Below are 21,320 nucleotides of genomic sequence, written 5' to 3'. Positions count from 1 at the left end.
CTGGCCGGCAGATCCGGAGTCGCCGGCCGGCGGCCGGTGCTACCGTTCGGGTTCCGGATCCACCGGCACCACGATCGCCGCCTCACCATCTTCAGCACCTGGCGAACGCACATCCGCGGTGCGTGCACGTGGACCACGCGGCATATCCAGCTCATCTTCGTGTTGCAGCCGCGCACGCACCTGCGGCAGCGACTGCGGATGCTCACGCGCGAGGAAATCGAGCATGCGCTCGCGCACCAGGCAGCGCAGGTCGAAGGCATCACCGGAGCTGCGCGCGCTGACCAGCAGCCGCACCTGGATCGCACGCTCGCTGGTCTCGGTCACCTGGGTCACGCAGACCCGGCCATCCCACAGCGCTTCGCCGCGGCAAATGCGTTCGAGCTCAGCACGGATCGCCGCAATCGGCGCACGATAGTCCAACCACAGGAACGCGGTGCCGAGCAGGTCGGCGCTGCGCCGCGTCCAGTTCTGGAACGGGTTCTCGATGAACCAGGTCAGCGGCACCACCATCCGCCGCTCATCCCAGATACGCACCACCACGTAGCTGCTGCCGATCTCCTCGATACGCCCCCACTCACCCTCAACGATCACCACGTCATCCAGCCGGATCGGCTGCGTCACCGCGATCTGCAGGCCAGCGATCAGGTTGCCGAACACCGGCTTGGCCGCGATACCGGCCACCAGGCCGATCAGGCCCGCCGAGGCCAGCAAGGCGGTACCGATCTTCTGCACCATCGGAAAGGTCAGCAGCACCAGTGATGCGCCCAGCACGATGATGCCGCCCATCAGCACGCGGCTGAGCACCCGCGTCTGGGTCTGGATGCGGCGCGCTTCCAGGTTGTCGGAAACATCGATGGGATGGCTGCGCAGGATCGCCCGCTCACCTGCTGCCACCGCCCGCACCAGCAGCCAGATGAAGCACGCGGTCAGCGCGATGTGCAGCACGTGCTGCAGATGGCCCAGCAACGGATCCTGCAGCGGCGTCGCCTGCAACGCGGGAATCAGCAGCAGCAGCGGCCATGCGGTGGCCATCGGCAGCCCGAGTACACGACCGATGCGCGCACGCCGGCGATCGCGCCCTTTCAGCCGGTGATAGATCCACAGGATCAACCACGCGCCGATGCCGCCCACCAACGCTGCCAGACCCAACGGCCATGCATATGCCTGTGCGCTTTGCCAGTGCACCGTTGCCACCTCCACACGAACAGCCAAGCGGACAGCCTCGCGCATGGCGCATGAGCGTCACGTCAGTCGTTCGTAAGAAGGGTGTTGGTCGGCAGGGCTTGCAGCCCTGCACCTGCTGCGTGCCGGAGCAACAGCAACAGCAACAGCAACAGCAGAAGCTGGCATTCCGTGGGATGGCGGGGTGGGTCCGGTGGCGGGGGGCGCCGTAAATACGTCCATGTAGGCTCGGTCGCCGCATCCATGCGGCTCACGCCCCCGCAACCGGACCCACCCCGCCTTCGACAGATTCTTGCGATCTGCAGTAGATCCACGCCATGCGTGGATGAATCTCCATCGGAATCGAATATTTCGAATTGGAATCCAAAAGCATCCACGCATGGCGTGGATCTACCGTGTCGACCAAGGTCGACACCTACCAACAGCCGCCGGAATCTGTCGAAGGTGGGGCGGTGTCGGAGTGCGGGGTGTCAGCCGCATGGATGCGGCTGCCAAGCTTACAGGGACGTACTTGCAGCGTCCCCGCACTCCGACACCGCCCCGCCATTCCACGGAATCCATGCTGTTGCCGTTGCTTAGGCCGTTGCCGTTGCGTCCGCAGGTGCAGGGCTGCAAGCCCTGCCGCAACACACTTACCGCACTTGCTCCTGCTTGCGCACGATCGCCATCGCGATCTCCAGCGACTGCTCGTAGTTCAACCGTGGGTCCACCGTCGAACGATACGCGCGCTCCAGGTCACGCTCGGTCAGTTCGCGCGCGCCACCGGTGCACTCGGTCACGTCTTCGCCGGTCAGTTCCAGGTGCACGCCGCCCAGGCGCGTGCCTGCGGCCGCATGCAGATCGAACGACATCTCCACTTCGCCACGGACGTTGTCGAAGCGGCGCGTCTTGAAACCGTTGGCGGTGCTTTCGGTGTTGCCATGCATCGCATCGCACACCCACAGCACGCGGCGGCCATCACGCTTGACCGCATCCAGCAGCGGCGGCAGCTTCTCGGCGATCTGCGCCGCACCCATGCGGTGGATGAAGCTCAGTCGGCCCGGCTCGTCATGCGGATTGAGCACGTCGATCAGGCGCAGCAGCTGGTCCGGCGTCACCGACGGACCCACCTTGATCGCGATCGGATTGCGCACGCCACGCAGGTATTCCACGTGCGCGCCGTCCAGCGCGGCTGTGCGCATGCCGATCCACGGGTAATGCGTGCTCAGGTTCAACCAGCCCTGCTGGCGCGGCACCTGGCGGGTCAGCGCCTGCTCGTACGGCAACAGCAGCGCTTCATGCGAGGTGTAGAAATCGATGCGGTTGAGGTTGTGCACGCGGGCCCCGGCCAGGGTCTCCATGAAGTGCACGGCATCGCCGATCGACGCCACCATCTTCTGGTAGTCGGCCGCCAACGGTGAATGCCGCACCCACTCCAGGTTCCAGTACTCGGGGTGGTGCAGGTCGGCGAAACCACCATCGATCAGCGCCCGCACGAAGTTCATCGTCATCGCCGAATGGGCGTGCGCCTGCAGCATCCGCTTCGGGTCCGGCAGACGCGCTGCTTCCGTGAAGGCGGGTGCGTTGATCACATCGCCGCGGTAGCTCGGCAGGGTCACGCCGTCGCGGGTCTCGGTATCGGCCGAACGCGGCTTGGCGTATTGGCCGGCGAAGCGGCCGACGCGGATCACCGGCTGGCGCAGGCCATGCACCAGCACCAGGCTCATCTGCAGCAGCACCTTCAGCCGGTTGGAGATGGTGCCCGATTCGCAGTCGCTGAAGTTCTCGGCGCAGTCGCCGCCCTGCAGCAGGAAGCGCTTGCCTTCCTGCGCATCGGCCAGCTGCTGCTTCAGCGCCAGGATCTCCCACGAGGTGACCAGCGGCGGCAGCCGCTTCAGCTCGTGCAGGGCGGCGTCCAGCGCCACCGGGTCCGGGTAGGTCGGCATCTGCAGCGCGGTCTTGCCACGCCAGCTCTCCGGCGACCAGGCGGCGCCAGCGGCGGCTGCGGCGGGATCGGGCACGGGCGGAACGGCGGACAGGCTCATTGCAGACTTCCGGGGTGGGGGGCGGTCATGGTCGCAGAGCCGGCCGCTGACGCAAAGGGCCGGTCCGGCCAGCCTGCTCGCCTGAACGGCAGAGAAAGGCCGACGCCAGCGGCCAGATCCTGCATGGTCAGCCGCCCCGGACAGGCGCATGCTTTGTTACGGAGTAACACTTCCACGTCATGGACCGGCCCCTTCCACATCCAGCCGCCACCTCTCCCACCATGAAGCCCTCGCCTCTCGCTACCGGCATCACCTTCGCCCTGACCCTGGCCAGCCTGCCCGCCTTCGCCTCGGCAGCCGACGACCCCTCTTCGTCCGTCAAGGATCTGGATGCGGTCACCGTTCACGCCCAGCTCGACCAGGCCCGCAATACGCTGTCGCCGGACATCGGCAGCAGCCAGTACCAGATCACCGCCGAAGACATCCAGAAGCAGCCGCTGGGCGCCTCCGCGCCGCTCAGCCAGGTGCTGCTGCAGGCCCCGGGCGTGGTCCAGGATTCCTATGGCGGCGTGCACGTGCGCGGCGACCACGCCAACCTGCAGTACCGCATCAATGGCGTGCTGCTGCCCGAGTCGATCTCCGGCTTCGGCCAGACCCTGGACGCGCGCACCATCAAGAGCATCCGGCTGATGGACGGCGCGTTGCCGGCGCAGTTCGGCGAGCGCACCGCGGCGGTGGTCGACATCACCACCCGCAGTGGCGCCGAGCTGGGCAACGGCGGCAGCGCCGGACTGACCACCGGCTCGTTCGGCAAGATCAATCCGAACGCCTCCTGGTGGGGCAACCAGGGGCGCTGGAGCTGGTTCCTGACCGGCAACTACGACCAGAACGAGGTCGGCCTGGAGAACCCCACCAGCACGCGCAAACCGCTGCACGACGACACCCACCAGGGCAAGGCCTTCGCCGACCTCACCTACCTGGTCAACGAGAACACCCGCCTGAGCGTGTTCGCCGGCTTCGCCAACAATCGCTTCCAGATCCCGGTCGACCCAGGGCAGACCCCGCAGTTCGGTTACCTGGACACCACCACCTTCGATTCCAGCCAGCTGGATGAGACCCAGCGCGAGACCACCCGCTTCGGCATGCTGGTGCTGCAGGGCACGCTGGGCGGCACCGCGTACCAGCTGTCGGCCGGGCAGCGTTACAGCGACGTGGCATTCAACCCGGACGTGGTGGGCGATCTGGTGTTCAGTGGCGTCGCCTCGCAGGTCCAGCGCAGCAACCGCGCCAACACCCTGCAGGCCGACTTCTCAACGCCGTTGGGCAACGACCACACGCTGCGCTATGGCCTGTACGGCAATTACGAGAACGCGCGGGCGAACAGCAACAGCTGGGTGTTCCCGGTTGATGACGGCGGCCAGCAGTCCAGCACCACACCGCGGTTGATCCCCGACCGCAGCGCCTTCCATGCCAGCACGCTGGCCCTGTACGTGCAGGACGAATGGAAGATCGGCGACGACTGGACCGTCAACTACGGCCTGCGTGGTGACCGCTACAAAGCCTTCGGCCGCACCGAGGGCCAGCTCAGCCCGCGCGTGGGCGTGGTCTGGAATGCCAGCGACAGCACTACCGTGCATGCCGGCTACTCGCGCTACTTCACGCCACCGGCCAGCGAGCTGATCGCCAGCGGCGACATCGCCCTGTACGACGGCACCACCAACCAGCAGCCCAGCGGCGGCAACAACACGCCGCTGGCCGAGCGCAGCGACTACTACGACATCGGCGTCTCGCAGCAAGTGGGCGAACACCTGACCCTGGGCCTGGATGCGTACGACCGTCGCGTCGCGCGGCTGCAGGACGAAGGCCAGTTCGGCGCTGCCTACATCTATTCGACCTTCAACTACCGCCGTGGTCACATCCGTGGCCTGGAGTTCAGCGCCGACTACAGCAACGGTCCGTTCAGTGCCTACTTCAACGCCGCGCTGAACAAGGCCATCGGTACCGACGTCATCACCAGCCAGTACAACCTCGACCCGGAAGCGCTGACCTATGTGGCCAACCACTGGATCCACCTCGACCACGACCAGAAGCTGACCGCGTCAGGTGGCCTCAGCTATGCCTTCGCCGGGCACAACCGGGTCGGCGCCAACTACGTGTTCGGTAGCGGCCTGCGTTCGGACATCGAGGGCGTGCCCAATGGCGGCGAGCTGCCGTCCTACCTGCAGGTGAACCTCAGCGCCGGGCACGATTTCAACGCCGACAGCGGCCATCCGCTGCATGTGCAGCTGGCGGTGATCAACGCACTGGATCGCAGCTACCAGCTGCGCGATGGCGGCGGTGTCGGCGTGTTTGCCCCGCAGTGGGGACCGCGCCGCGGTGCTTTCCTGAGCCTGCAGCAGGACTTCTGAGGTAGTGCCGGCCGCTGGCCGGCATTGCCACGGTGTGCCGGCCAGCGGCCGGCACTCCCCTGCTTCAGCGCTTGACCTTGCGCAGCGACACCACCAGTGCCCACAGTGCCAGCAGCACGAACCACACACCCGACCACATCGGCATGGTCAAGCCCAGGAAGGTCCAGTCGATGTTGCCGCAATTGCCGGTACCGGTCAGCACCGTGCGGAACACTTCCAGCGGCCCCATGGTCTCGCTCAGGAAGGCCAGCGGCGGGCCACAGGTGGAGCCCATTTCCGGCGGCAGCATCTGCACGTAGACGTGGCGCGCGGCGATGCCAACGCCCACTGCAGCGGCAATGAAGGCCAGCACGCCATAGGTCGCGCGTCCCGGGCGGTTGGACGGACCATGCAGCGCACCGATCAGGAACAGCAGGCCGAGCGCGGCGAAGGCCAGGCGCTGGAAGATGCACAGCGGACACGGCTCCAGGCCCATCTTCAGCTGCAGGAAGATCGCGTAGCCAAGCAGGCCCGCGCAGATCAGGAAGCCCAGGAAGAACTGGGCGCGGAAGGGCCAGCGCAGTGGATTCATCGTCAACGCTCGAATGGATCAGGCGCCAAGCGTAACCGAGAGTGCGCGCCATTCGAACCGCCACAGGTGACGCCTGTCGGAACGGTGTGGGTCAGAGCCCGTTCCGCGGGAACGGAATCCGGCCCCCTTGAACGCAAAAACCCGGCAGAGGCCGGGCTTTCGCTGTGTCGCGTTGGAGCGGTCCGATTACTCGGCCACTTCCTCGGCCACGACCGGACGGTCAACCAGCTCGACGTAGGCCATCGGCGCGTTGTCGCCGGCGCGGAAGCCGCACTTCAGCAGACGCAGGTAGCCGCCCGGACGGTTCGCGTAGCGCGGGCCCAGGATGGTGAACAGGTTGCCCACGGCTTCGTTGTCGCGCAGACGGGCGAAGGCCAGACGGCGGTTGGCGACGGAGTCGACCTTGGCCAGGGTGATCAGCGGCTCGGCAACGCGGCGCAGTTCCTTGGCCTTCGGCAGGGTGGTCTTGATCAGCTCGTGCTTGAACAGCGAGGCGGCCATGTTCTTGAACATCGCTTCGCGGTGGGCGCTGGTACGGCTGAACTTACGGCCAGACTTCTGGTGACGCATGGTGATATTCCTTGGTTAATGATGAGACTGTGCGGATCGTTGTCGCCTTCCTGGCGTTGCTGCGCGGACTGCGGTTGGTCCTGGCCGCCCGTCCTGGACGACCTGCCGCGCGAACCTGCGGTTCGTCATGGCATGTTGTGTTGCGTTGAAGGCCCCACCGCGAACGGTGGAGCCTTCAGGCATTACCGATATCAGCCCAGCATGCCGTGGCTGGCGACACCGGCCGGCGGCCAGTTCTCCAGCTTCATGCCGAGGGACAGGCCGCGCTGAGCCAGCACTTCCTTGATCTCGGTGAGCGACTTCTTGCCCAGGTTCGGGGTCTTCAGCAGCTCCACTTCGGTCTTCTGGATCAGATCGCCGATGTAGTAGATGCTTTCAGCCTTCAGGCAGTTGGCCGAACGCACGGTCAGCTCCAGATCGTCGATCGGGCGCAGCAGCACCGGATCCACGCCGTTGTTGGCCGGCTTGGCTGCACCGCGGTCGCGGTGGGTGAAGTCACCGAACACCGACAGCTGGTCGCTGAGGATGTCGGCGGCGGTGCGCACGGCTTCCTCGGCATCGATGGTGCCGTTGGTCTCGATATCGATGACCAGCTTGTCCAGGTCGGTACGCTGTTCGACGCGGGCCGCTTCCACGGCATAGGCGACGCGGCGGACCGGCGAGAACGAGGCATCCAGGACCAGGCGGCCGATGGCACGGGTTTCTTCGTCCGGACGACGACGCGCGGCAGCCGGCTGGTAGCCGAAACCACGTTCGATCTTCAGACGCATGTTGATCGCCGTATCCTTGGTCAGGTGGCAGATCACGTGTTCGCCGTTCAGGATCTCCACATTGTGGTCGACCTTGATATCGGCAGCGGTGACAACGCCCGGGCCCTGCTTGGACAGGGACAGGGTGGCGCTGTCGCCGGAGTGCATACGGATGGCCACGTCCTTCAGGTTCAGCAGGACTTCGAGCACGTCCTCCTGCAGACCTTCGACCGTGGTGTACTCATGCAACACGCCGTCGATTTCGACTTCCGTGATGGCGAAGCCCGGGATGGACGACAGCAGCACGCGACGCAGGGCATTACCCAGCGTATGCCCGTAACCCCGCTCCAAAGGTTCGATAACGACCTTTGCACGGGTGTCGGTAAGGCGTTCGATCTGCGGACCGCGAGGACGCAGAACCTGGTTGGCGGTAACCGTCATGTTGCGGGTTCTCCTAGTGAACCCCCGGCCGTCGCCGGGGGCTCTCCAATGTGAATTACTTCGAATACAGCTCGACGATCAGCGCTTCGTTGATGTCCGCAGGCAGATCCGAACGATCCGGAACAGCCTTGAAGATGCCGGTGAACTTGCCGGAATCCACTTCAACCCACGACGGGCTCAGGTCATGCTGGGCGGCGACGGTCAGGGCTTCCTGGACGCGCAGCTGCTTGGCAGCCTTTTCAGACAGAGCGATGGCGTCGCCAGCCTTGACCTGGTACGAAGCCAGGTTGACCGACTTGCCATTCACGGTGACGCCGCGGTGCGACACCAGCTGACGGGCAGCCGGACGGGTCACGGCGAAGCCCATGCGGTAGACGACGTTGTCCAGGCGGGTTTCCAGCAGCTGCAGCAGGTTCTCGCCGGTGTTGCCCTTCTTGGTCGAGGCCTTCTTGTAGTAGTTGCGGAACTGACGCTCCAGCAGGCCGTAGATACGCTTGACCTTCTGCTTTTCACGCAGCTGGGTGGCGTAGTCGGACAGCTTGCCCTTGCGGGCAGTGGCGCCGTGCTGGCCGGGCTTCTGCTCCAGCTTGCACTTCGAGTCCAGCGCACGCGCCGGGCTCTTCAGGGACAGGTCGGCGCCTTCGCGACGGGCGAGCTTACAGGTAGGACCGATATAACGAGCCATTTCTTATCGCTCCCTTTAGACGCGACGCTTCTTCGGCGGACGGCACCCGTTGTGCGGGATAGGCGTCACGTCGATGATGTTGGTGATCTTGTAGCCGACGTTGTTCAACGAACGCACGGCCGACTCACGGCCCGGACCCGGGCCCTTGATGCGGACTTCCAGCGACTTCACGCCGTAGTCCAGCGCAGCACGACCGGCCTTTTCAGCAGCCACCTGGGCAGCGAACGGGGTCGACTTGCGCGAACCGCGGAAGCCAGCGCCACCGGAGGTCGCCCACGACAGAGCGTTGCCCTGGCGGTCGGTGATGGTGACGATGGTGTTGTTGAACGAAGCGTGGACGTGGGCAACGCCGTCGGTGACGACGCGCTTGATCTTCTTCTTGGTCTTAGCAGCGGGCTTAGCCATTTCTCAGTCCCTTACTTCTTGATCGCCTTGCGCGGACCCTTGCGGGTGCGGGCGTTGGTACGGGTGCGCTGGCCACGCAGCGGGAGGCCACGACGGTGACGCAGGCCGCGGTAGCAGCCCAGGTCCATCAGGCGCTTGATCGCGATGCCGATCTCACGGCGCAGATCGCCTTCCACGATGTACTTGCCGACTTCGGCGCGCAGGCGCTCGATTTCCGGCTCCGACAGATCGCGGATCTTGGTGGTCGAAGCAACGCCTGCGACTTCGCAGACCTTCTTCGAACGGGTACGGCCGATGCCGTAAATGCTTTGCAACCCGACCCAGACGTGCTTCTGGGCTGGCAGGTTGACGCCTGCAATACGCGCCATGACGCGGTTCTCCAGCTGAGTGATGGCCGACAGCGCGCCTCGGGCACGCCAATCCGGCAGGATGGATCAAAAAAGTGAACTAGCGATACTAACAAGGTTCCGGTTTACATGGAAGCCCGTGAAACCATTGGTTTCATGAACCCGGCCTGGGGAGTGTGCCCAGGCTCCGGCGCCGGATGGGGTTGGACCTGGGGTTTCCCCCGGAGCCGCCCGCGCTACTCCAGCGCGGGACCACCTCATCACACCCCCACCCGGAACCGCTGCGGGGGCCGCCCTTCGTTTGTGTGGCCGGAGTCCGCGAAGCGGAGGGACCATCACGTCAGGAAGACGAAAGTATAACAGGCCAATCAGCCGCGGGCAAAACCGCCGCGGTTGCCGCCCTTCAGGTTGGCCTTCTTCAGCAGGCTCTCGTACTGGTGGGACATCAGGTGCGCCTGCACCTGGGCGATGAAGTCCATCACCACCACCACCACGATCAGCAGCGAAGTACCACCGAAGTAGAACGAGGCGTTCAGCTGCGTGCGCATCAGTTCCGGCAGCAGGCAGACGATCACCAGGTAGGCCGAGCCGGCTGCGGTCAGGCGGGTCAGCACGCCGTCGATGTAATCGGCGGTGGCCTTGCCCGGACGGATGCCCGGAATCAGCGCGCCCGACTTCTTCAGGTTGTCGGCGGTTTCCTGCGAGTTGAACACCAGCGCGGTATAGAAGAACGCGAAGCCGGTGATCAGCGCAGCGAATACGATCATGTGCAGCGGCTCGCCCGGGCCCAGCGCGTTGGCGACCTTCTGCAGGACCTGGCCGAAGCTGCTCTGGTTGGCAGCCTGGCCGGACCACATGGCCAGGGTGGCCGGGAAGGCCAGCAGGCTCGAGGCGAAGATCGCCGGGATGACGCCGGCCATGTTGAGCTTCAGCGGCAGGAACGAGGTCTGGTTCATGTACGCGTTGCGACCGCCCTGGCGGCGCGCGTAGTTGACCGTGATCCGGCGCTGGCCACGCTCGACGAACACCACGAAGAAGGTGAAGGCGAGCACGACGATGGCGATCAGCAGCAGCTGGATGAACTGGATGTTGCCGTCGCGGTAGGCGTCGAAGGTGTGGATGATGGCACCCGGCAGGCCAGCGACGATACCGGCGAAGATGATCAGCGACACGCCGTTGCCGATGCCGCGCTCGGTGACCTGCTCACCGACCCACATCAGGAACATGGTGCCGGCGGTCAGCGCGACCACGGCGGTGAGCACGAAGCCCATGCCTGGCGCGTACACGACCGGAGCGCCCGACGGCGAGACCTGGCCCTGCAGGGCCAGTGCGATCGAGCCGCCCTGCACCACTGCCAGCAGCACGGCGCCGATGCGCGAATACTGGGTGATCTTGCGGCGGCCGGACTCACCTTCCTTCTGCATCGCCTTCAGGGCGGGGAAGATGTGCACGGCCAGCTGCATCACGATCGATGCCGAAATGTACGGCATCACGTTCAGCGCGAAGATGCTGAAACGGTGCAGGGCGCCGCCCGAGAACATGTTGAACATGTCCACGATGCCGCCGCCCTGCTGTTGCATCATGGCAAGCATGGCATCGGGATTGACGCCCGGCACCGGCACGTAGCAGCCGATGCGATAGACGATCAAAGCCCCGACGACGAACAGCAAACGTTGGCGAAGTTCAGTGAACTTGCCCATTCCGCCCGCGAGGTTACCGATGCCAGCTTGCGCCATGATTTTCTTACTCCGTTACGCTGCCGCCGGCAGCTTCGATCGCGGCCTTGGCACCAGCCGTGGCAGCGATACCCTTCAGGGTGAACGCCTTGGTCACTTCGCCCTTGACGACGACCTTGGCCTTCTTTGCAGTGCTCGGGACCAGCTTGGCAGCACGCAGGGCGGCGAAGTCGATCTCGCCGGCCGGCAGCTTGTCCAGCGCGTACAGCAGCACTTCAGCGGTGTCCTTGGCGATCGGCGAACGGAAGCCGATCTTCGGCAGACGACGCTGCATGGGGGTCTGGCCGCCTTCGAAGCCAGCCTTGATCTTGCCGCCACCCTTACGGGCGAACGAACCCTTGTGGCCGCGGCCGGCAGTCTTGCCCAGGCCCGAGCCGATACCGCGACCGACGCGGGTGCGCTCGGTGCGGGCGCCCGGTGCCGGGCTCAGTTCATTGAGACGCAGAGTCATGATCGATTACTCCTCAACCTTGACGAGGTAGTGAACGGTGTTGATCAGACCGCGAACCTGCGGGCTGTCCTTCAGTTCACGCACATCGTTGAGCTTGTTCAGACCCAGAGCACGCACCGACAGGCGGTGACGCGACTGAGCACCACGCAGGCCGCGCACCAGGCGCACCTTCACAGTCTTGTTGGACTCATTAGCCATGGTTGAGTTCCTCCACCTTCTTGCCGCGCTTGGCCGCGATGCGAGCCGGCGACTGCGCAGCAGACAGGCCCTTCACGGTGGCACGCACCAGGTTGATCGGGTTGCGCGAACCGGTGGCCTTGGCCAGCACGTTCTTCACGCCAACGGCTTCCAGCACGGCGCGCATGGCACCGCCGGCGATGACGCCAGTACCTTCCGAAGCCGGCTGCATGAACACGCGGGCAGCGCCGTGACCATCCTTGATGGTGTGCCACAGGGTGCCGTTGTTCAGGTCAACGCTGACCAGGTTCTTGCGGGCCTGTTCCATCGACTTCTGGATGGCGACCGGCACTTCGCGCGCCTTGCCATAGCCGAAACCAACCTTGCCTTCGCCGTCGCCGACCACGGTCAGGGCGGTGAAGGTGAACTGGCGGCCACCCTTGACGGTCTTGCTGACGCGGTTGACCGCGACCAGCTTTTCGATCATGCCGTCGTCGACTTTCTCTTCGCGGTTACGGTCGCGATCGCGACCCCGCTGCTGACGCTCTTCTGCCATTTTGATTCCTTGGTAGTTTGGGTATGTACGGCTCGGGGCCGCTTATGGTTGTGGAATGTCGCGTTGTTCCGGTGGGCCACTGCAGAAGAGTGGCGCCGTCCCGCCTCATTCAGGCGGGCGAGCAGGCGGGCAGGAGACCACAGGTCCCCTGCCCTTATCCCTTAGAACTGCAGGCCGGCTTCGCGGGCGGCTTCTGCCAGGGCCTTGATGCGGCCGTGGTAGCGGTAGCCCGAACGATCGAAGGCAACCTTCTCGACGCCGGCGGCCTTGGCGCGCTCAGCGACGATACGGCCGACCTTGGCGGCGGCATCGGCGTTCTTGCCGTTCTTCAGACCTTCCATGACGTCGGTCTGGGTGGTGTTGGCAGCAGCCAGCACCTTGGAACCGTCGGCGGTGAAGACCTGGGCGTACAGGTGCTGGCCGGTGCGCAGCACCGACAGGCGGGCGACGCCGAGCTCACGGATGTGGGCGCGGGTCGACTTGGCGCGACGCAGGCGGGCGATGTTCTTGTTCATTTTGATTATTCCTTGAAAGCTGAAGGAAGAGCTTTTCCCTGAGAAGTCCGCACAGGGATGTGCGGGCTCTTGCGAGGGACTCGCGCTTATGCCTTCTTGGCTTCCTTACGGATGATGACTTCGTCGGAGTACTTCACGCCCTTGCCCTTGTACGGCTCCGGCTTGCGGAACGCACGGATCTTGGCGGCAACTTCACCGACGACCTGCTTGTCAGCGCCCTGGACCAGGATCTCGGTCTGGGTCGGGGTGGTGATGGTGATGCCTTCCGGCGCCACGAACACGACCGGGTGCGAGAAGCCCAGCGACAGGCTCAGGTCCTTGCCCTGCATGGCAGCGCGGTAACCCACGCCGACCAGCTCCAGCTTGCGCTCGAAGCCTTCGGACACGCCCTTGACCATGTTGGCCAGGATCGCACGCACGGTACCGGTCAGTGCGACCAGCTCGGCGTTCTCGGTGCTCAGGGTAGCAACGCCGCTGTCGACGTTGATGGCAATACCGGCCGGCTTCGGCAGCGACAGGGTGCCCTTCGGACCCTTGACGGTGACGCTTTCCGGCTGGACGTTCAGTTCAACCTTGCCCAGGGTGACGGGCTTCTTGGCTACGCGGGACATAGTTCTACTCCTCTCGCCTTAGGCCACGAAGCACAGGACTTCGCCGCCGACGCCCAGCTGGCGCGCCTGCGCATCAGTCATGATGCCCTTGGAGGTGGAAATGATGGAGATACCCAGGCCGTTCATGACCTTCGGCAGCTCGCTCTTGCCGCGGTACTGGCGCAGGCCCGAACGCGAGAAGCGCTTCAGGGTCGCGATGACCGGCTTGCCTTCGAAATACTTCAGCACGATTTCCAGCTCGGACTTGTTGTTTTCCAGCTGGGTCACGCGCAGGTCGGTGATGTAACCCTCGTCCTTCAGGACCTGGGCGATCGCAACCTTGATCTTGGACGACGGGGCTTTCACCGTCTGCTTGCCAACCGCGGCCGCATTCTTGATGCGGACCAGCAGGTCGGCGATGGGATCAGTCATGCTCATATGAGTACCTTTGAGTGCACCGATATCCGCTTTCGCGAAAATCTGTTGTCTCCTGGAAACGGGCCAGGTCCCTTGATGCAGCGGGCCAGGGGCCCACTCCTACAACCCCGTTTGCACAGGGCAAGACGCGGGAGTATACGCCAAAAGAGCCCGGCTTGCGCCGGGCTCTTCGGTTTTTTTGCGTAGGGAAAGCTGAATGCCTCCCCTGCCCGGTTCAGGAACCCCCGAAGGGGCGCCTGATCGCAGGGCCGGCTGGGATTACCAGCTGGCCTTGCGCAGACCCGGGACGTCGCCACGCATGGTGGCTTCACGCAGCTTGTTACGGCCCAGGCCGAACTTGCTGTAGACGCCACGCGGACGACCCGACAGCTCGCAACGGTTGCGCTGGCGGCTCGGCGACGAATCGCGCGGCAGCTTGGCCAGCTTGGTTGCGGCGTCGATCTTCTCTTCGTAGGTCGCGTCCACGGAGGACACGATCTTCTTCAGAGCTGCACGCTTTTCAGCGTACTTCTTTGCCAGCTTTTCCCGCTTGATGTCGCGGTTGACCATGGAGGTCTTTGCCATTTCGGTTTCCTCGACAGATCAGTTACGGAACGGGAACTTGAACGCTGCCAGCAGCGCCTTCGCTTCCGCGTCGGTCTTCGCAGTGGTGGTGATGGCGATATCCATACCGCGGATCGCGTCGACGGCGTCGAAGTCGATTTCCGGGAAGATGATCTGCTCCTTCACACCCATGTTGAAGTTGCCGCGGCCGTCGAAGGAACGACCGGAAACACCACGGAAGTCGCGCACGCGCGGCAGCGAGATGTTGATCAGGCGATCCAGGAACTCGTACATCTTGTGGCGACGCAGCGTGGTCTTGCAGCCGATCGGCCAACCATCGCGGATCTTGAACGACGCAACCGACACACGCGACTTGGTGACAACCGGCTTCTGGCCGGAAATCTTGGTCATGTCGCCGACGGCGTTTTCCAGGATCTTCTTGTTGGTGGCCGCTTCGCCGACACCCATGTTCAGGGTGACCTTGACCAGCTTCGGCACTTCCATCGGATTGGTGTAGCCGAACTGCTTCATCAGCGCCGGCACCACTTCGTCCTTGTAGAACTTTTCGAGACGGGAACTCATCTTCTCATTCCTCAGGCGTCGAGCGCCTCACCGCTGGAGCGGAACACACGCAGTTTGCGTCCATCCTCCAGCACCTTGAAGCCAACGCGTTCGCCCTTGCCCGAAGCCGGGTTCAGAACATTCACGTTGGAGATATGGATCGAAGCTTCGCGCTCGACCACGCCGCCGGCAACACCTGCCTGCGGGTTCGGCTTGGTGTGGCGCTTGACGATGTTCACGTTGGCGACGACCACACGGTCGCCGTCGACGCGGACGACTTCGCCCTGCTTGCCCTTGTCCTTGCCAGCGTTGACGACAACCTGGTCGCCCTTCTTGATACGGTTAGCCATGATTATCTCCTGTCGCTCACAGCACTTCGGGAGCGAGCGAGACGATCTTCATGAACTTCTCCGAACGAAGTTCACGGGTCACCGGCCCGAAGATACGGGTACCGATCGGCTCCTGCTTGTTGTTCAGCAGGACGGCAGCGTTGCCGTCGAAGCGGATCAGCGAGCCATCGGCGCGACGCACACCCTTGCGGGTACGCACCACGACGGCGTCATACACTTCACCCTTCTTGACCTTGCCGCGCGGAATCGCATCCTTCACGGTGACCTTGATGATGTCGCCGATGCCGGCGTAACGGCGCTTGGAACCACCCAGCACCTTGAAGCACATCACCTGCTTGGCACCCGAATTGTCCGCGACGTCAAGGTAGCTCTGCATCTGGATCATGATTCAGCTCCTTATTCAGCCGCGCGCGTGATGACTTCCACCACGCGCCAGTTCTTGGTCTTGGACATCGGAGCAATCTCGGTCACGCGGACGACATCGCCTTCCTTGCAGGCGTTGTCGGCATCGTGGGCGTGCAGCTTCGTCGAGCGCTTGATGTACTTGCCGTACAGCGCGTGCTTGACCTGACGCTCAACCAGGACGGTAACCGTCTTGTCCATCTTGTTGCTGACGACACGGCCTTCGACCGTGCGCAGCGTCTTCTTTTCAGTATTGTCGCTCATAGCGGCCATCCTTACTTCGTGCTGCCGAGCAGGGTCTTGACGCGAGCAATCTCGCGACGGACCCGGCGAATGTCGTGGGTCTTCGGCAGCTGGCCGGTGACCTGCTGCATACGGACAGAGAACTGTTCCTTACGCAGGTCGATCAGGTGGGCCTTGAGTTCGTCAGCCGACTTTTCACGGAGAGTTTTGATATCCATCAGCGCACCGTACGGGTCACGAAAGTGGTGGTGACCGAGAGCTTGGCGGCGGCCAGGCGGAACGCCTCGCGAGCCACTTCCTCGGAAACACCCTCGATTTCATAGATCATGCGGCCGGGCTGGATCTGGGCCACCCAGTATTCCACGTTACCCTTACCAGAACCCATTCGGACTTCGATGGGCTTCTTGGTGATGGGCTTGTCGGGGAACACGCGGATCCACATCTTGCCGCCGCGCTTGACGTAGCGGCTGATCGAGCGGCGAGCCGCTTCGATCTGACGCGCGGTCAGCTGACCGTGTGCGGTTGCCTTCAGGCCGTATTCGCCGAAGCTGACAGCGTTGGCGCTCCAGCTCAGGCCATCGTTACGGCCCTTGTGTACCTTGCGGTACTTGGTTCGCTTGGGTTGCAACATTGTCGTTACCTCGCTTCACGGGCCGGGCGCTGACGGTCACCACGGTCGCCGCGATCGTGACGATCGTTGCGCGACGGGGTGTCGTCCTGCTTTTCCTGGCCAACCTGGGAGAAATCGAAGACCTCGCCCTTGTAGATCCAGACCTTGATGCCGATGATGCCGTAGGTCGTCTTGGCTTCAGCGAAGCCATAGTCGATGTCGGCACGCAGGGTGTGCAGCGGCACGCGGCCTTCGCGGTACCACTCCGAACGGGCGATTTCTGCACCGTTGAGGCGGCCACCAACGTTGACCTTGATGCCCAGGGCACCCAGGCGCATCGCGTTGCCGACCGAGCGCTTCATTGCACGGCGGAACATGATGCGACGCTCCAGCTGCTGGGCGATCGACTCGGCAACGAGCTGCGCGTCCAGTTCCGGCTTGCGCACTTCGGTGACGTTGATGTGCGCCGGGACGCCCATCATCTCGCTCACTTCCTTGCGCAGCTTCTCGATGTCCTCACCGCGCTTGCCGATCACCACGCCCGGACGGGCGGTGTGGATCGTCACGCGAGCGGTCTTGGCCGGACGCTCGATCAGGATCTTGCTGATGCCGGCCTGAGCCAGCTTCTTGCGCAGCATTTCGCGCACTTTCAGGTCGGCTGCCAGGTAACCAGCGAACTCGGCCTTGTTGGCGTACCACTTGGAGTTCCAGTCCTTGGAAATGCCGAGGCGGATACCAATCGGATGAACTTTATGACCCATGGTCTTTTCCTTATCCGCTTACTTGGCGGCGCCCACAACCACAGTGATGTGGCTGGTGCGCTTGAGGATGCGGGTACCGCGGCCTTTCGCCCGCGCCATGAAACGCTTCAGGGTCGGACCTTCATCAACCATGATGGTCTGAACCTTCAGCTCGTCGACGTCGGCGCCCTGGTTGTTCTCGGCGTTGGCAATTGCCGACTCCACCACCTTCTTGATCAGGTGGGCAGCCTTCTTGTCCGAGAACTTCAGCAGGTTGACCGCACGCTCGGCCGGCAGACCGCGCACCTGGTCAGCGACCAGACGAGCCTTCTGCGGGGAGATGCGCGCAGTGCGCAGGATGGCTTTCGCTTCCATTGTCATCTCTCCTTACTTGCCCGACTTCTTGTCACCACCGTGACCCTTGAAGGTCCGGGTGATGGCAAATTCGCCGAGCTTGTGGCCGACCATGTTCTCGTTGACGAGAACCGGGATGTGGTTCTTGCCGTTATGCACGGCAATGGTGACGCCTACCATGTCAGGCAGGATCATCGAACGGCGCGACCAGGTCTTGATCGGCTTCTTGCTGCCCGCAGCGGCCTCCACCTTCTTGACGAGGTGGTGATCGACGAACGGGCCCTTCTTGAGTGAACGTGCCATGGTCGATTAGCCCCTACGATCGCGGACGATGAACTGCTGAGTGCGCTTGTTATGGCGCGTCTTGTAACCCTTGGTCGGGACACCCCACGGGGTGACCGGATGCGGATTACCCTGGCCGGCCTTCGCCTCACCACCACCGTGCGGGTGGTCAACCGGGTTCATGGCAGCACCACGAACGGTCGGGCGGACGCCGCGCCAACGCTTGGCACCGGCCTTGCCCAGCTTTTCCAGGCTGTGCTCGTCGTTGCCGACTTCGCCGATGGTGGCGCAGCACTCGACCGGAACCTTACGCATTTCACCCGAGCGCAGACGCAGGGTGGCGTAGATGCCTTCGCGAGCCACCAGCTGCACGGCCGCACCCGCGGCGCGAGCGATCTGAGCGCCCTTGCCCGGCTTCAGTTCGATGCAGTGGATGGTGGTGCCGACCGGGATGTTGCGCAGCGGCAGGGTGTTGCCGGCCTTGATCGGGGCATCCGAACCAGCGATCACCTGATCACCAGCCTTCAAGCCCTTCGGGGCGATGATGTAGCGACGCTCACCGTCGACGTAGCACAGCAGAGCGATGTGCGCGGTGCGGTTCGGATCGTATTCGATGCGTTCCACGCGCGCCGGGATGCCCAGCTTGTTGCGCTTGAAGTCGATGATGCGGTAGTGCTGCTTGGCACCACCACCGACGTGACGCACGGTGATGCGGCCATGGTGGTTACGACCACCCGAGCGGCTCTGCGACTCGACCAGCGCAGCGTGCGGAGCACCCTTGTGCAGGTCGGGAGTGACCACGCGCACGGCCGAACGGCGGCCGGGGGAAGTGGGCTTGAATTTCATCAATGGCATGGGATGTACCTCAGGCCTTGGCCGTTACATCGATCGACTGGCCATCGGCCAGGCGAACGTACGCCTTGCGCCAATCGCCGCGGCGGCCAGCACGGTTACGGAAGGACTTGTTCTTGCCCTTGACGTTGACCACGTTGACGGCTTCGACCTTGACGTCGAACAGCTGCTCAACCGCGGCCTTTACATCGGCCTTGGTGGCTTCGTTCGAAACTTCGAAGACATACTGGTTGGAGAGTTCCTGCAGGCGCGCGGTCTTTTCGGAGACACGCGGGGCACGCAGCACGCTGAAGATTTTTTCGTTGCTGTTCATGCCAGCCACTCCTCGACCTTCTTGACCGCGTCAGCGGTGATGACGACCGTGTCGGCACCCACCAGCGAGACCGGATCCAGACCCTGGACGTCACGCACCTGCACGTACGGCAGATTGCGGGCGGACAGGTACAGGTGCTCGGACGCTTCTTCGGTGACGATCAGCGGGCGCTTGCCCACTTCCAGGCCGGCCAGCTTGGCGATCAGACCCTTCGTGTTGGTCACTTCGACGTCGAAGGACTCCACGATGGTCAAACGGCCCTGACGGTTCAGCTCGGACAGGATCGCGCACATGGCGGCACGGTACTGCTTACGATTGACCTTCTGCTCGAAGCTGCGCGGCTTGGCCGCGAAGGTGACACCGCCGCCGACGAAGATCGGAGCCGTCAGTGCGCCATGACGCGCGCCGCCGCCCTTCTGCTTCTTCGACTTCTTGGTGGTACCAGCCACTTCGGAGCGAGTCTTCTGTGCCTTGGTGCCGGCGCGACCGGCGTTGCGGTAGGCAACGACGACCTGGTGGACCAGATCTTCGCTGAAATCGCGACCGAACACGGCGTCGGAGACCGAGACCTTGTTGTTGCTACCCGTGATAACGAGTTCCATCGTCATCTCTCCTTATGCCTTGCTCGCCGGACGGACGATCACGTCGCCACCCGCCGCGCCCGGAACGGCGCCGCGAACGGCGATCAGACCGCGCTCGACGTCGACCTTGACCACTTCCAGGTTCTGGGTGCTCTGCTGCACTGCGCCCATGTGGCCCGACATCTTCTTGCCCGGGAAAACGCGACCCGGAGTCTGGCGCTGACCCAGCGAACCCGGCGCGCGATGCGACAGCGAGTTACCGTGGGTTGCATCGCCCATACGGAAGTTGTGGCGCTTGATGGTGCCCTGGAAGCCCTTACCCTTGGTGACACCCTGGACGTCGACGATCTGGCCGACTTCGAAGATGTCCGCCTTGACTTCGCCGCCAACGGCGAAATCGCCGAGCTGCGCGTCTTCAACGCGGAATTCCCACAGGCCACGACCCGCTTCCACCTTCGCCTTGGCGAAGTGGCCGGCTTCCGGCTTGTTGACCAGGGCAGCGCGACGCGCGCCGACGGTCACCTGCACGGCGCTGTAGCCGTCGGTTTCGACGGTCTTGATCTGCGCGATGCGGTTCGGGGTTGCTTCGATCAGGGTCACCGGGATGGAGCGGCCATCTTCAGTGAACACGCGGCTCATGCCAGCCTTGCGGCCCACGAAGCCCAACGAATACTTCTTCGTCATGGTCGTAGTCCTCAGGTCAGCTTGATCTGAACGTCGACGCCGGCAGCCAGTTCGAGCTTCATCAGCGCGTCCACGGTCTTGTCATTCGGGTCAACGATATCGAGCACGCGCTTGTGCGTGCGGGTCTCGTACTGGTCACGCGCGTCCTTGTCGACGTGCGGGGAAACGAGAACGGTGTAACGCTCGATCTTGGTCGGCAGCGGGATCGGGCCACGCACTTGCGCGCCGGTCCGCTTTGCCGTTTCAACGATCTCGCTGGCCGAACGGTCGATCAGACGATGATCGAACGCTTTCAGCCGGATCCGGATCTTTTGGTCCGCCATGGCGGTAGGTTCCTTCGTTAAAAGAGCGACAGACAAAGCCTCTGGGTTGCTTTGCCCCATGAAATTCCTGAATACGGACGACCCACACTCCTGCAGGCCGACAAGGTCACTCCATAGACCTCAAAAACGTAGGCAGACCAGTTACCCGGCCTGCCCAGACGTAGAAGCATAATGGCACGCAAGGCAGCTGTCAACAGTCGCCTGTTGACGCCGCCTGAATGGCATTGACCCTTCCTGGTCCGGGGAACACAAGGCACATCCTGTGCCTGCTTTCCCATTTGATACGCCCCGATGCCCTACCCAGGCAACATCGGGGCGCAGATACTACCAGATTACTCGATGATCTTCGAGACCACGCCGGCGCCGACGGTACGGCCGCCTTCGCGGATGGCGAAGCGCAGGCCTTCGTCCATTGCCACCGGGTTGATCAGGGTGACGACCATCTTGACGTTGTCACCCGGCATCACCATTTCGACGCCTTCCGGCAGAGCAGCTGCGCCGGTGATGTCGGTGGTACGGAAGTAGAACTGCGGACGGTAGCCGTTGAAGAACGGGGTGTGACGGCCGCCTTCGTCCTTCGACAGGACGTAGACTTCGCCTTCGAACTTGGTGTGCGGCTTGATCGAACCCGGCTTGGCCAGGACCTGGCCACGCTCGACGTCGTCACGCTTGGTGCCGCGCAGCAGCAGGCCAGCGT

31 protein-coding genes and 1 pseudogene are annotated in these 21,320 nt (G+C 63.7%); 1 reads left to right on the top strand and 31 read right to left on the bottom strand.

Annotated elements, in window-relative coordinates; genetic code table 11:
- Nucleotides 1-39 precede the first annotated feature (39 nt).
- Together EKL94_RS17995 and EKL94_RS17990 are read right to left on the bottom strand one after the other, a co-directional pair.
- Nucleotides 40-1,230 (bottom strand): mechanosensitive ion channel family protein, encoded by a 1,191-nt coding sequence (locus EKL94_RS17995; protein WP_343202938.1) that lies wholly within the window; start codon nt 1,228-1,230, stop codon nt 40-42.
- Nucleotides 1,231-1,814: 584 nt separating this feature from the next.
- Nucleotides 1,815-3,206, bottom strand: coding sequence for a class II 3-deoxy-7-phosphoheptulonate synthase (locus EKL94_RS17990; RefSeq protein ID WP_126930102.1), 1,392 nt, complete (start codon nt 3,204-3,206; stop codon nt 1,815-1,817).
- Between the two features lie 221 nt (nt 3,207-3,427).
- Between EKL94_RS17990 and EKL94_RS17985 the strand changes: the two genes are divergently transcribed.
- On the top strand, nt 3,428-5,554 hold the full coding sequence (locus tag EKL94_RS17985) for a TonB-dependent receptor (protein WP_126930101.1): 2,127 nt from the start codon (nt 3,428-3,430) through the stop codon (nt 5,552-5,554).
- Nucleotides 5,555-5,618: 64 nt separating this feature from the next.
- On the opposite strand, the gene EKL94_RS17980 is transcribed toward EKL94_RS17985, so the two are convergent.
- The 29 genes and pseudogenes from EKL94_RS17980 to EKL94_RS17835 form a co-directional block, all read right to left on the bottom strand.
- Nucleotides 5,619-6,125, bottom strand: a complete 507-nt coding sequence (locus EKL94_RS17980; protein WP_010483974.1) for a disulfide bond formation protein B — start codon at nt 6,123-6,125, stop codon at nt 5,619-5,621.
- 186 nt (nt 6,126-6,311) lie between these two features.
- A complete protein-coding gene (gene rplQ / locus EKL94_RS17975) occupies nt 6,312-6,695 on the bottom strand; it encodes a 50S ribosomal protein L17 (RefSeq protein ID WP_005408217.1) in 384 nt (127 codons plus the stop codon).
- A gap of 191 nt (nt 6,696-6,886) precedes the next feature.
- A complete protein-coding gene (locus tag EKL94_RS17970) occupies nt 6,887-7,885 on the bottom strand; it encodes a DNA-directed RNA polymerase subunit alpha (RefSeq protein ID WP_010483975.1) in 999 nt (332 codons plus the stop codon).
- A 55-nt stretch (nt 7,886-7,940) separates the two neighbouring features.
- Nucleotides 7,941-8,570, bottom strand: a complete 630-nt coding sequence (rpsD, locus tag EKL94_RS17965; protein WP_004145446.1) for a 30S ribosomal protein S4 — start codon at nt 8,568-8,570, stop codon at nt 7,941-7,943.
- A 15-nt stretch (nt 8,571-8,585) separates the two neighbouring features.
- Nucleotides 8,586-8,975 carry a 30S ribosomal protein S11 gene (gene rpsK / locus EKL94_RS17960; protein WP_004145443.1) on the bottom strand — a complete coding sequence of 130 codons (390 nt, stop codon included), beginning with the start codon at nt 8,973-8,975 and terminating at the stop codon, nt 8,586-8,588.
- 11 nt (nt 8,976-8,986) lie between these two features.
- Nucleotides 8,987-9,343, bottom strand: coding sequence for a 30S ribosomal protein S13 (gene rpsM / locus EKL94_RS17955; protein WP_004154500.1), 357 nt, complete (start codon nt 9,341-9,343; stop codon nt 8,987-8,989).
- Between the two features lie 347 nt (nt 9,344-9,690).
- Complete coding sequence (secY, locus tag EKL94_RS17950; RefSeq protein WP_005408215.1) at nt 9,691-11,058, bottom strand: preprotein translocase subunit SecY; 1,368 nt, start codon at nt 11,056-11,058, stop codon at nt 9,691-9,693.
- 7 nt (nt 11,059-11,065) lie between these two features.
- Nucleotides 11,066-11,509: a 50S ribosomal protein L15 gene (rplO, locus tag EKL94_RS17945; protein WP_004154498.1), complete on the bottom strand. Its 444-nt coding sequence runs from the start codon at nt 11,507-11,509 to the stop codon at nt 11,066-11,068.
- A 6-nt stretch (nt 11,510-11,515) separates the two neighbouring features.
- Entirely contained in the window at nt 11,516-11,707 is a 192-nt protein-coding gene (gene rpmD, locus EKL94_RS17940) for a 50S ribosomal protein L30 (protein ID WP_004145412.1), read from the bottom strand.
- Complete coding sequence (gene rpsE / locus EKL94_RS17935; RefSeq protein ID WP_004145411.1) at nt 11,700-12,242, bottom strand: 30S ribosomal protein S5; 543 nt, start codon at nt 12,240-12,242, stop codon at nt 11,700-11,702. The genes rpmD and rpsE overlap by 8 nt, the downstream gene beginning before the upstream one ends.
- Before the next feature lie 161 nt (nt 12,243-12,403).
- On the bottom strand, nt 12,404-12,763 hold the full coding sequence (rplR, locus tag EKL94_RS17930; protein WP_024957318.1) for a 50S ribosomal protein L18: 360 nt from the start codon (nt 12,761-12,763) through the stop codon (nt 12,404-12,406).
- Nucleotides 12,764-12,843: 80 nt separating this feature from the next.
- Complete coding sequence (gene rplF, locus EKL94_RS17925; RefSeq protein ID WP_126930100.1) at nt 12,844-13,368, bottom strand: 50S ribosomal protein L6; 525 nt, start codon at nt 13,366-13,368, stop codon at nt 12,844-12,846.
- An 18-nt stretch (nt 13,369-13,386) separates the two neighbouring features.
- On the bottom strand, nt 13,387-13,785 hold the full coding sequence (rpsH, locus tag EKL94_RS17920; RefSeq protein WP_005408210.1) for a 30S ribosomal protein S8: 399 nt from the start codon (nt 13,783-13,785) through the stop codon (nt 13,387-13,389).
- Nucleotides 13,786-14,043: 258 nt separating this feature from the next.
- On the bottom strand, nt 14,044-14,349 hold the full coding sequence (gene rpsN, locus EKL94_RS17910; protein ID WP_005408209.1) for a 30S ribosomal protein S14: 306 nt from the start codon (nt 14,347-14,349) through the stop codon (nt 14,044-14,046).
- A gap of 18 nt (nt 14,350-14,367) precedes the next feature.
- A complete protein-coding gene (rplE, locus tag EKL94_RS17905) occupies nt 14,368-14,910 on the bottom strand; it encodes a 50S ribosomal protein L5 (RefSeq protein WP_004154491.1) in 543 nt (180 codons plus the stop codon).
- Between the two features lie 11 nt (nt 14,911-14,921).
- Entirely contained in the window at nt 14,922-15,239 is a 318-nt protein-coding gene (gene rplX, locus EKL94_RS17900; protein WP_004154490.1) for a 50S ribosomal protein L24, read from the bottom strand.
- A 16-nt stretch (nt 15,240-15,255) separates the two neighbouring features.
- Nucleotides 15,256-15,624, bottom strand: coding sequence for a 50S ribosomal protein L14 (gene rplN / locus EKL94_RS17895; protein WP_010483978.1), 369 nt, complete (start codon nt 15,622-15,624; stop codon nt 15,256-15,258).
- 11 nt (nt 15,625-15,635) lie between these two features.
- The gene (gene rpsQ / locus EKL94_RS17890; protein ID WP_004154489.1) at nt 15,636-15,905 is read right to left on the bottom strand and encodes a 30S ribosomal protein S17; all 270 of its coding nucleotides are present in this window, start codon (nt 15,903-15,905) and stop codon (nt 15,636-15,638) included.
- Nucleotides 15,906-15,916: 11 nt separating this feature from the next.
- Nucleotides 15,917-16,102, bottom strand: coding sequence for a 50S ribosomal protein L29 (gene rpmC, locus EKL94_RS17885; protein WP_004154487.1), 186 nt, complete (start codon nt 16,100-16,102; stop codon nt 15,917-15,919).
- Nucleotides 16,102-16,515 (bottom strand): 50S ribosomal protein L16, encoded by a 414-nt coding sequence (rplP, locus tag EKL94_RS17880; protein WP_004154486.1) that lies wholly within the window; start codon nt 16,513-16,515, stop codon nt 16,102-16,104. Before rplP ends, rpmC begins: the two co-directional genes overlap by 1 nt.
- A gap of 5 nt (nt 16,516-16,520) precedes the next feature.
- Nucleotides 16,521-17,255, bottom strand: coding sequence for a 30S ribosomal protein S3 (rpsC, locus tag EKL94_RS17875; protein WP_004145350.1), 735 nt, complete (start codon nt 17,253-17,255; stop codon nt 16,521-16,523).
- Between the two features lie 18 nt (nt 17,256-17,273).
- Nucleotides 17,274-17,609: a 50S ribosomal protein L22 gene (rplV, locus tag EKL94_RS17870; protein ID WP_004145348.1), complete on the bottom strand. Its 336-nt coding sequence runs from the start codon at nt 17,607-17,609 to the stop codon at nt 17,274-17,276.
- Between the two features lie 12 nt (nt 17,610-17,621).
- Nucleotides 17,622-17,891 carry a 30S ribosomal protein S19 gene (rpsS, locus tag EKL94_RS17865; protein ID WP_004154485.1) on the bottom strand — a complete coding sequence of 90 codons (270 nt, stop codon included), beginning with the start codon at nt 17,889-17,891 and terminating at the stop codon, nt 17,622-17,624.
- Nucleotides 17,892-17,897: 6 nt separating this feature from the next.
- Nucleotides 17,898-18,725, bottom strand: coding sequence for a 50S ribosomal protein L2 (rplB, locus tag EKL94_RS17860; protein WP_004145339.1), 828 nt, complete (start codon nt 18,723-18,725; stop codon nt 17,898-17,900).
- 10 nt (nt 18,726-18,735) lie between these two features.
- Complete coding sequence (gene rplW, locus EKL94_RS17855) at nt 18,736-19,035, bottom strand: 50S ribosomal protein L23 (RefSeq protein ID WP_004145338.1); 300 nt, start codon at nt 19,033-19,035, stop codon at nt 18,736-18,738.
- Nucleotides 19,032-19,637 (bottom strand): 50S ribosomal protein L4, encoded by a 606-nt coding sequence (gene rplD / locus EKL94_RS17850; RefSeq protein ID WP_004145337.1) that lies wholly within the window; start codon nt 19,635-19,637, stop codon nt 19,032-19,034. Before rplD ends, rplW begins: the two co-directional genes overlap by 4 nt.
- A gap of 12 nt (nt 19,638-19,649) precedes the next feature.
- On the bottom strand, nt 19,650-20,300 hold the full coding sequence (gene rplC, locus EKL94_RS17845; RefSeq protein WP_004145336.1) for a 50S ribosomal protein L3: 651 nt from the start codon (nt 20,298-20,300) through the stop codon (nt 19,650-19,652).
- 11 nt (nt 20,301-20,311) lie between these two features.
- Nucleotides 20,312-20,623 (bottom strand): 30S ribosomal protein S10, encoded by a 312-nt coding sequence (rpsJ, locus tag EKL94_RS17840; protein ID WP_005408208.1) that lies wholly within the window; start codon nt 20,621-20,623, stop codon nt 20,312-20,314.
- A gap of 332 nt (nt 20,624-20,955) precedes the next feature.
- Nucleotides 20,956-21,320: pseudogene (locus EKL94_RS17835) on the bottom strand (elongation factor Tu); the annotation flags it as partial.

Origin of the sequence: Stenotrophomonas maltophilia, assembly GCF_003970865.1 — a bacterium.
Classification (GTDB): Bacteria; Pseudomonadota; Gammaproteobacteria; order Xanthomonadales; family Xanthomonadaceae; genus Stenotrophomonas; species Stenotrophomonas maltophilia_AR.
Note: the sequence above shows the minus strand (reverse complement) of the source record. Positions and strands in the feature narration are given on the sequence as shown.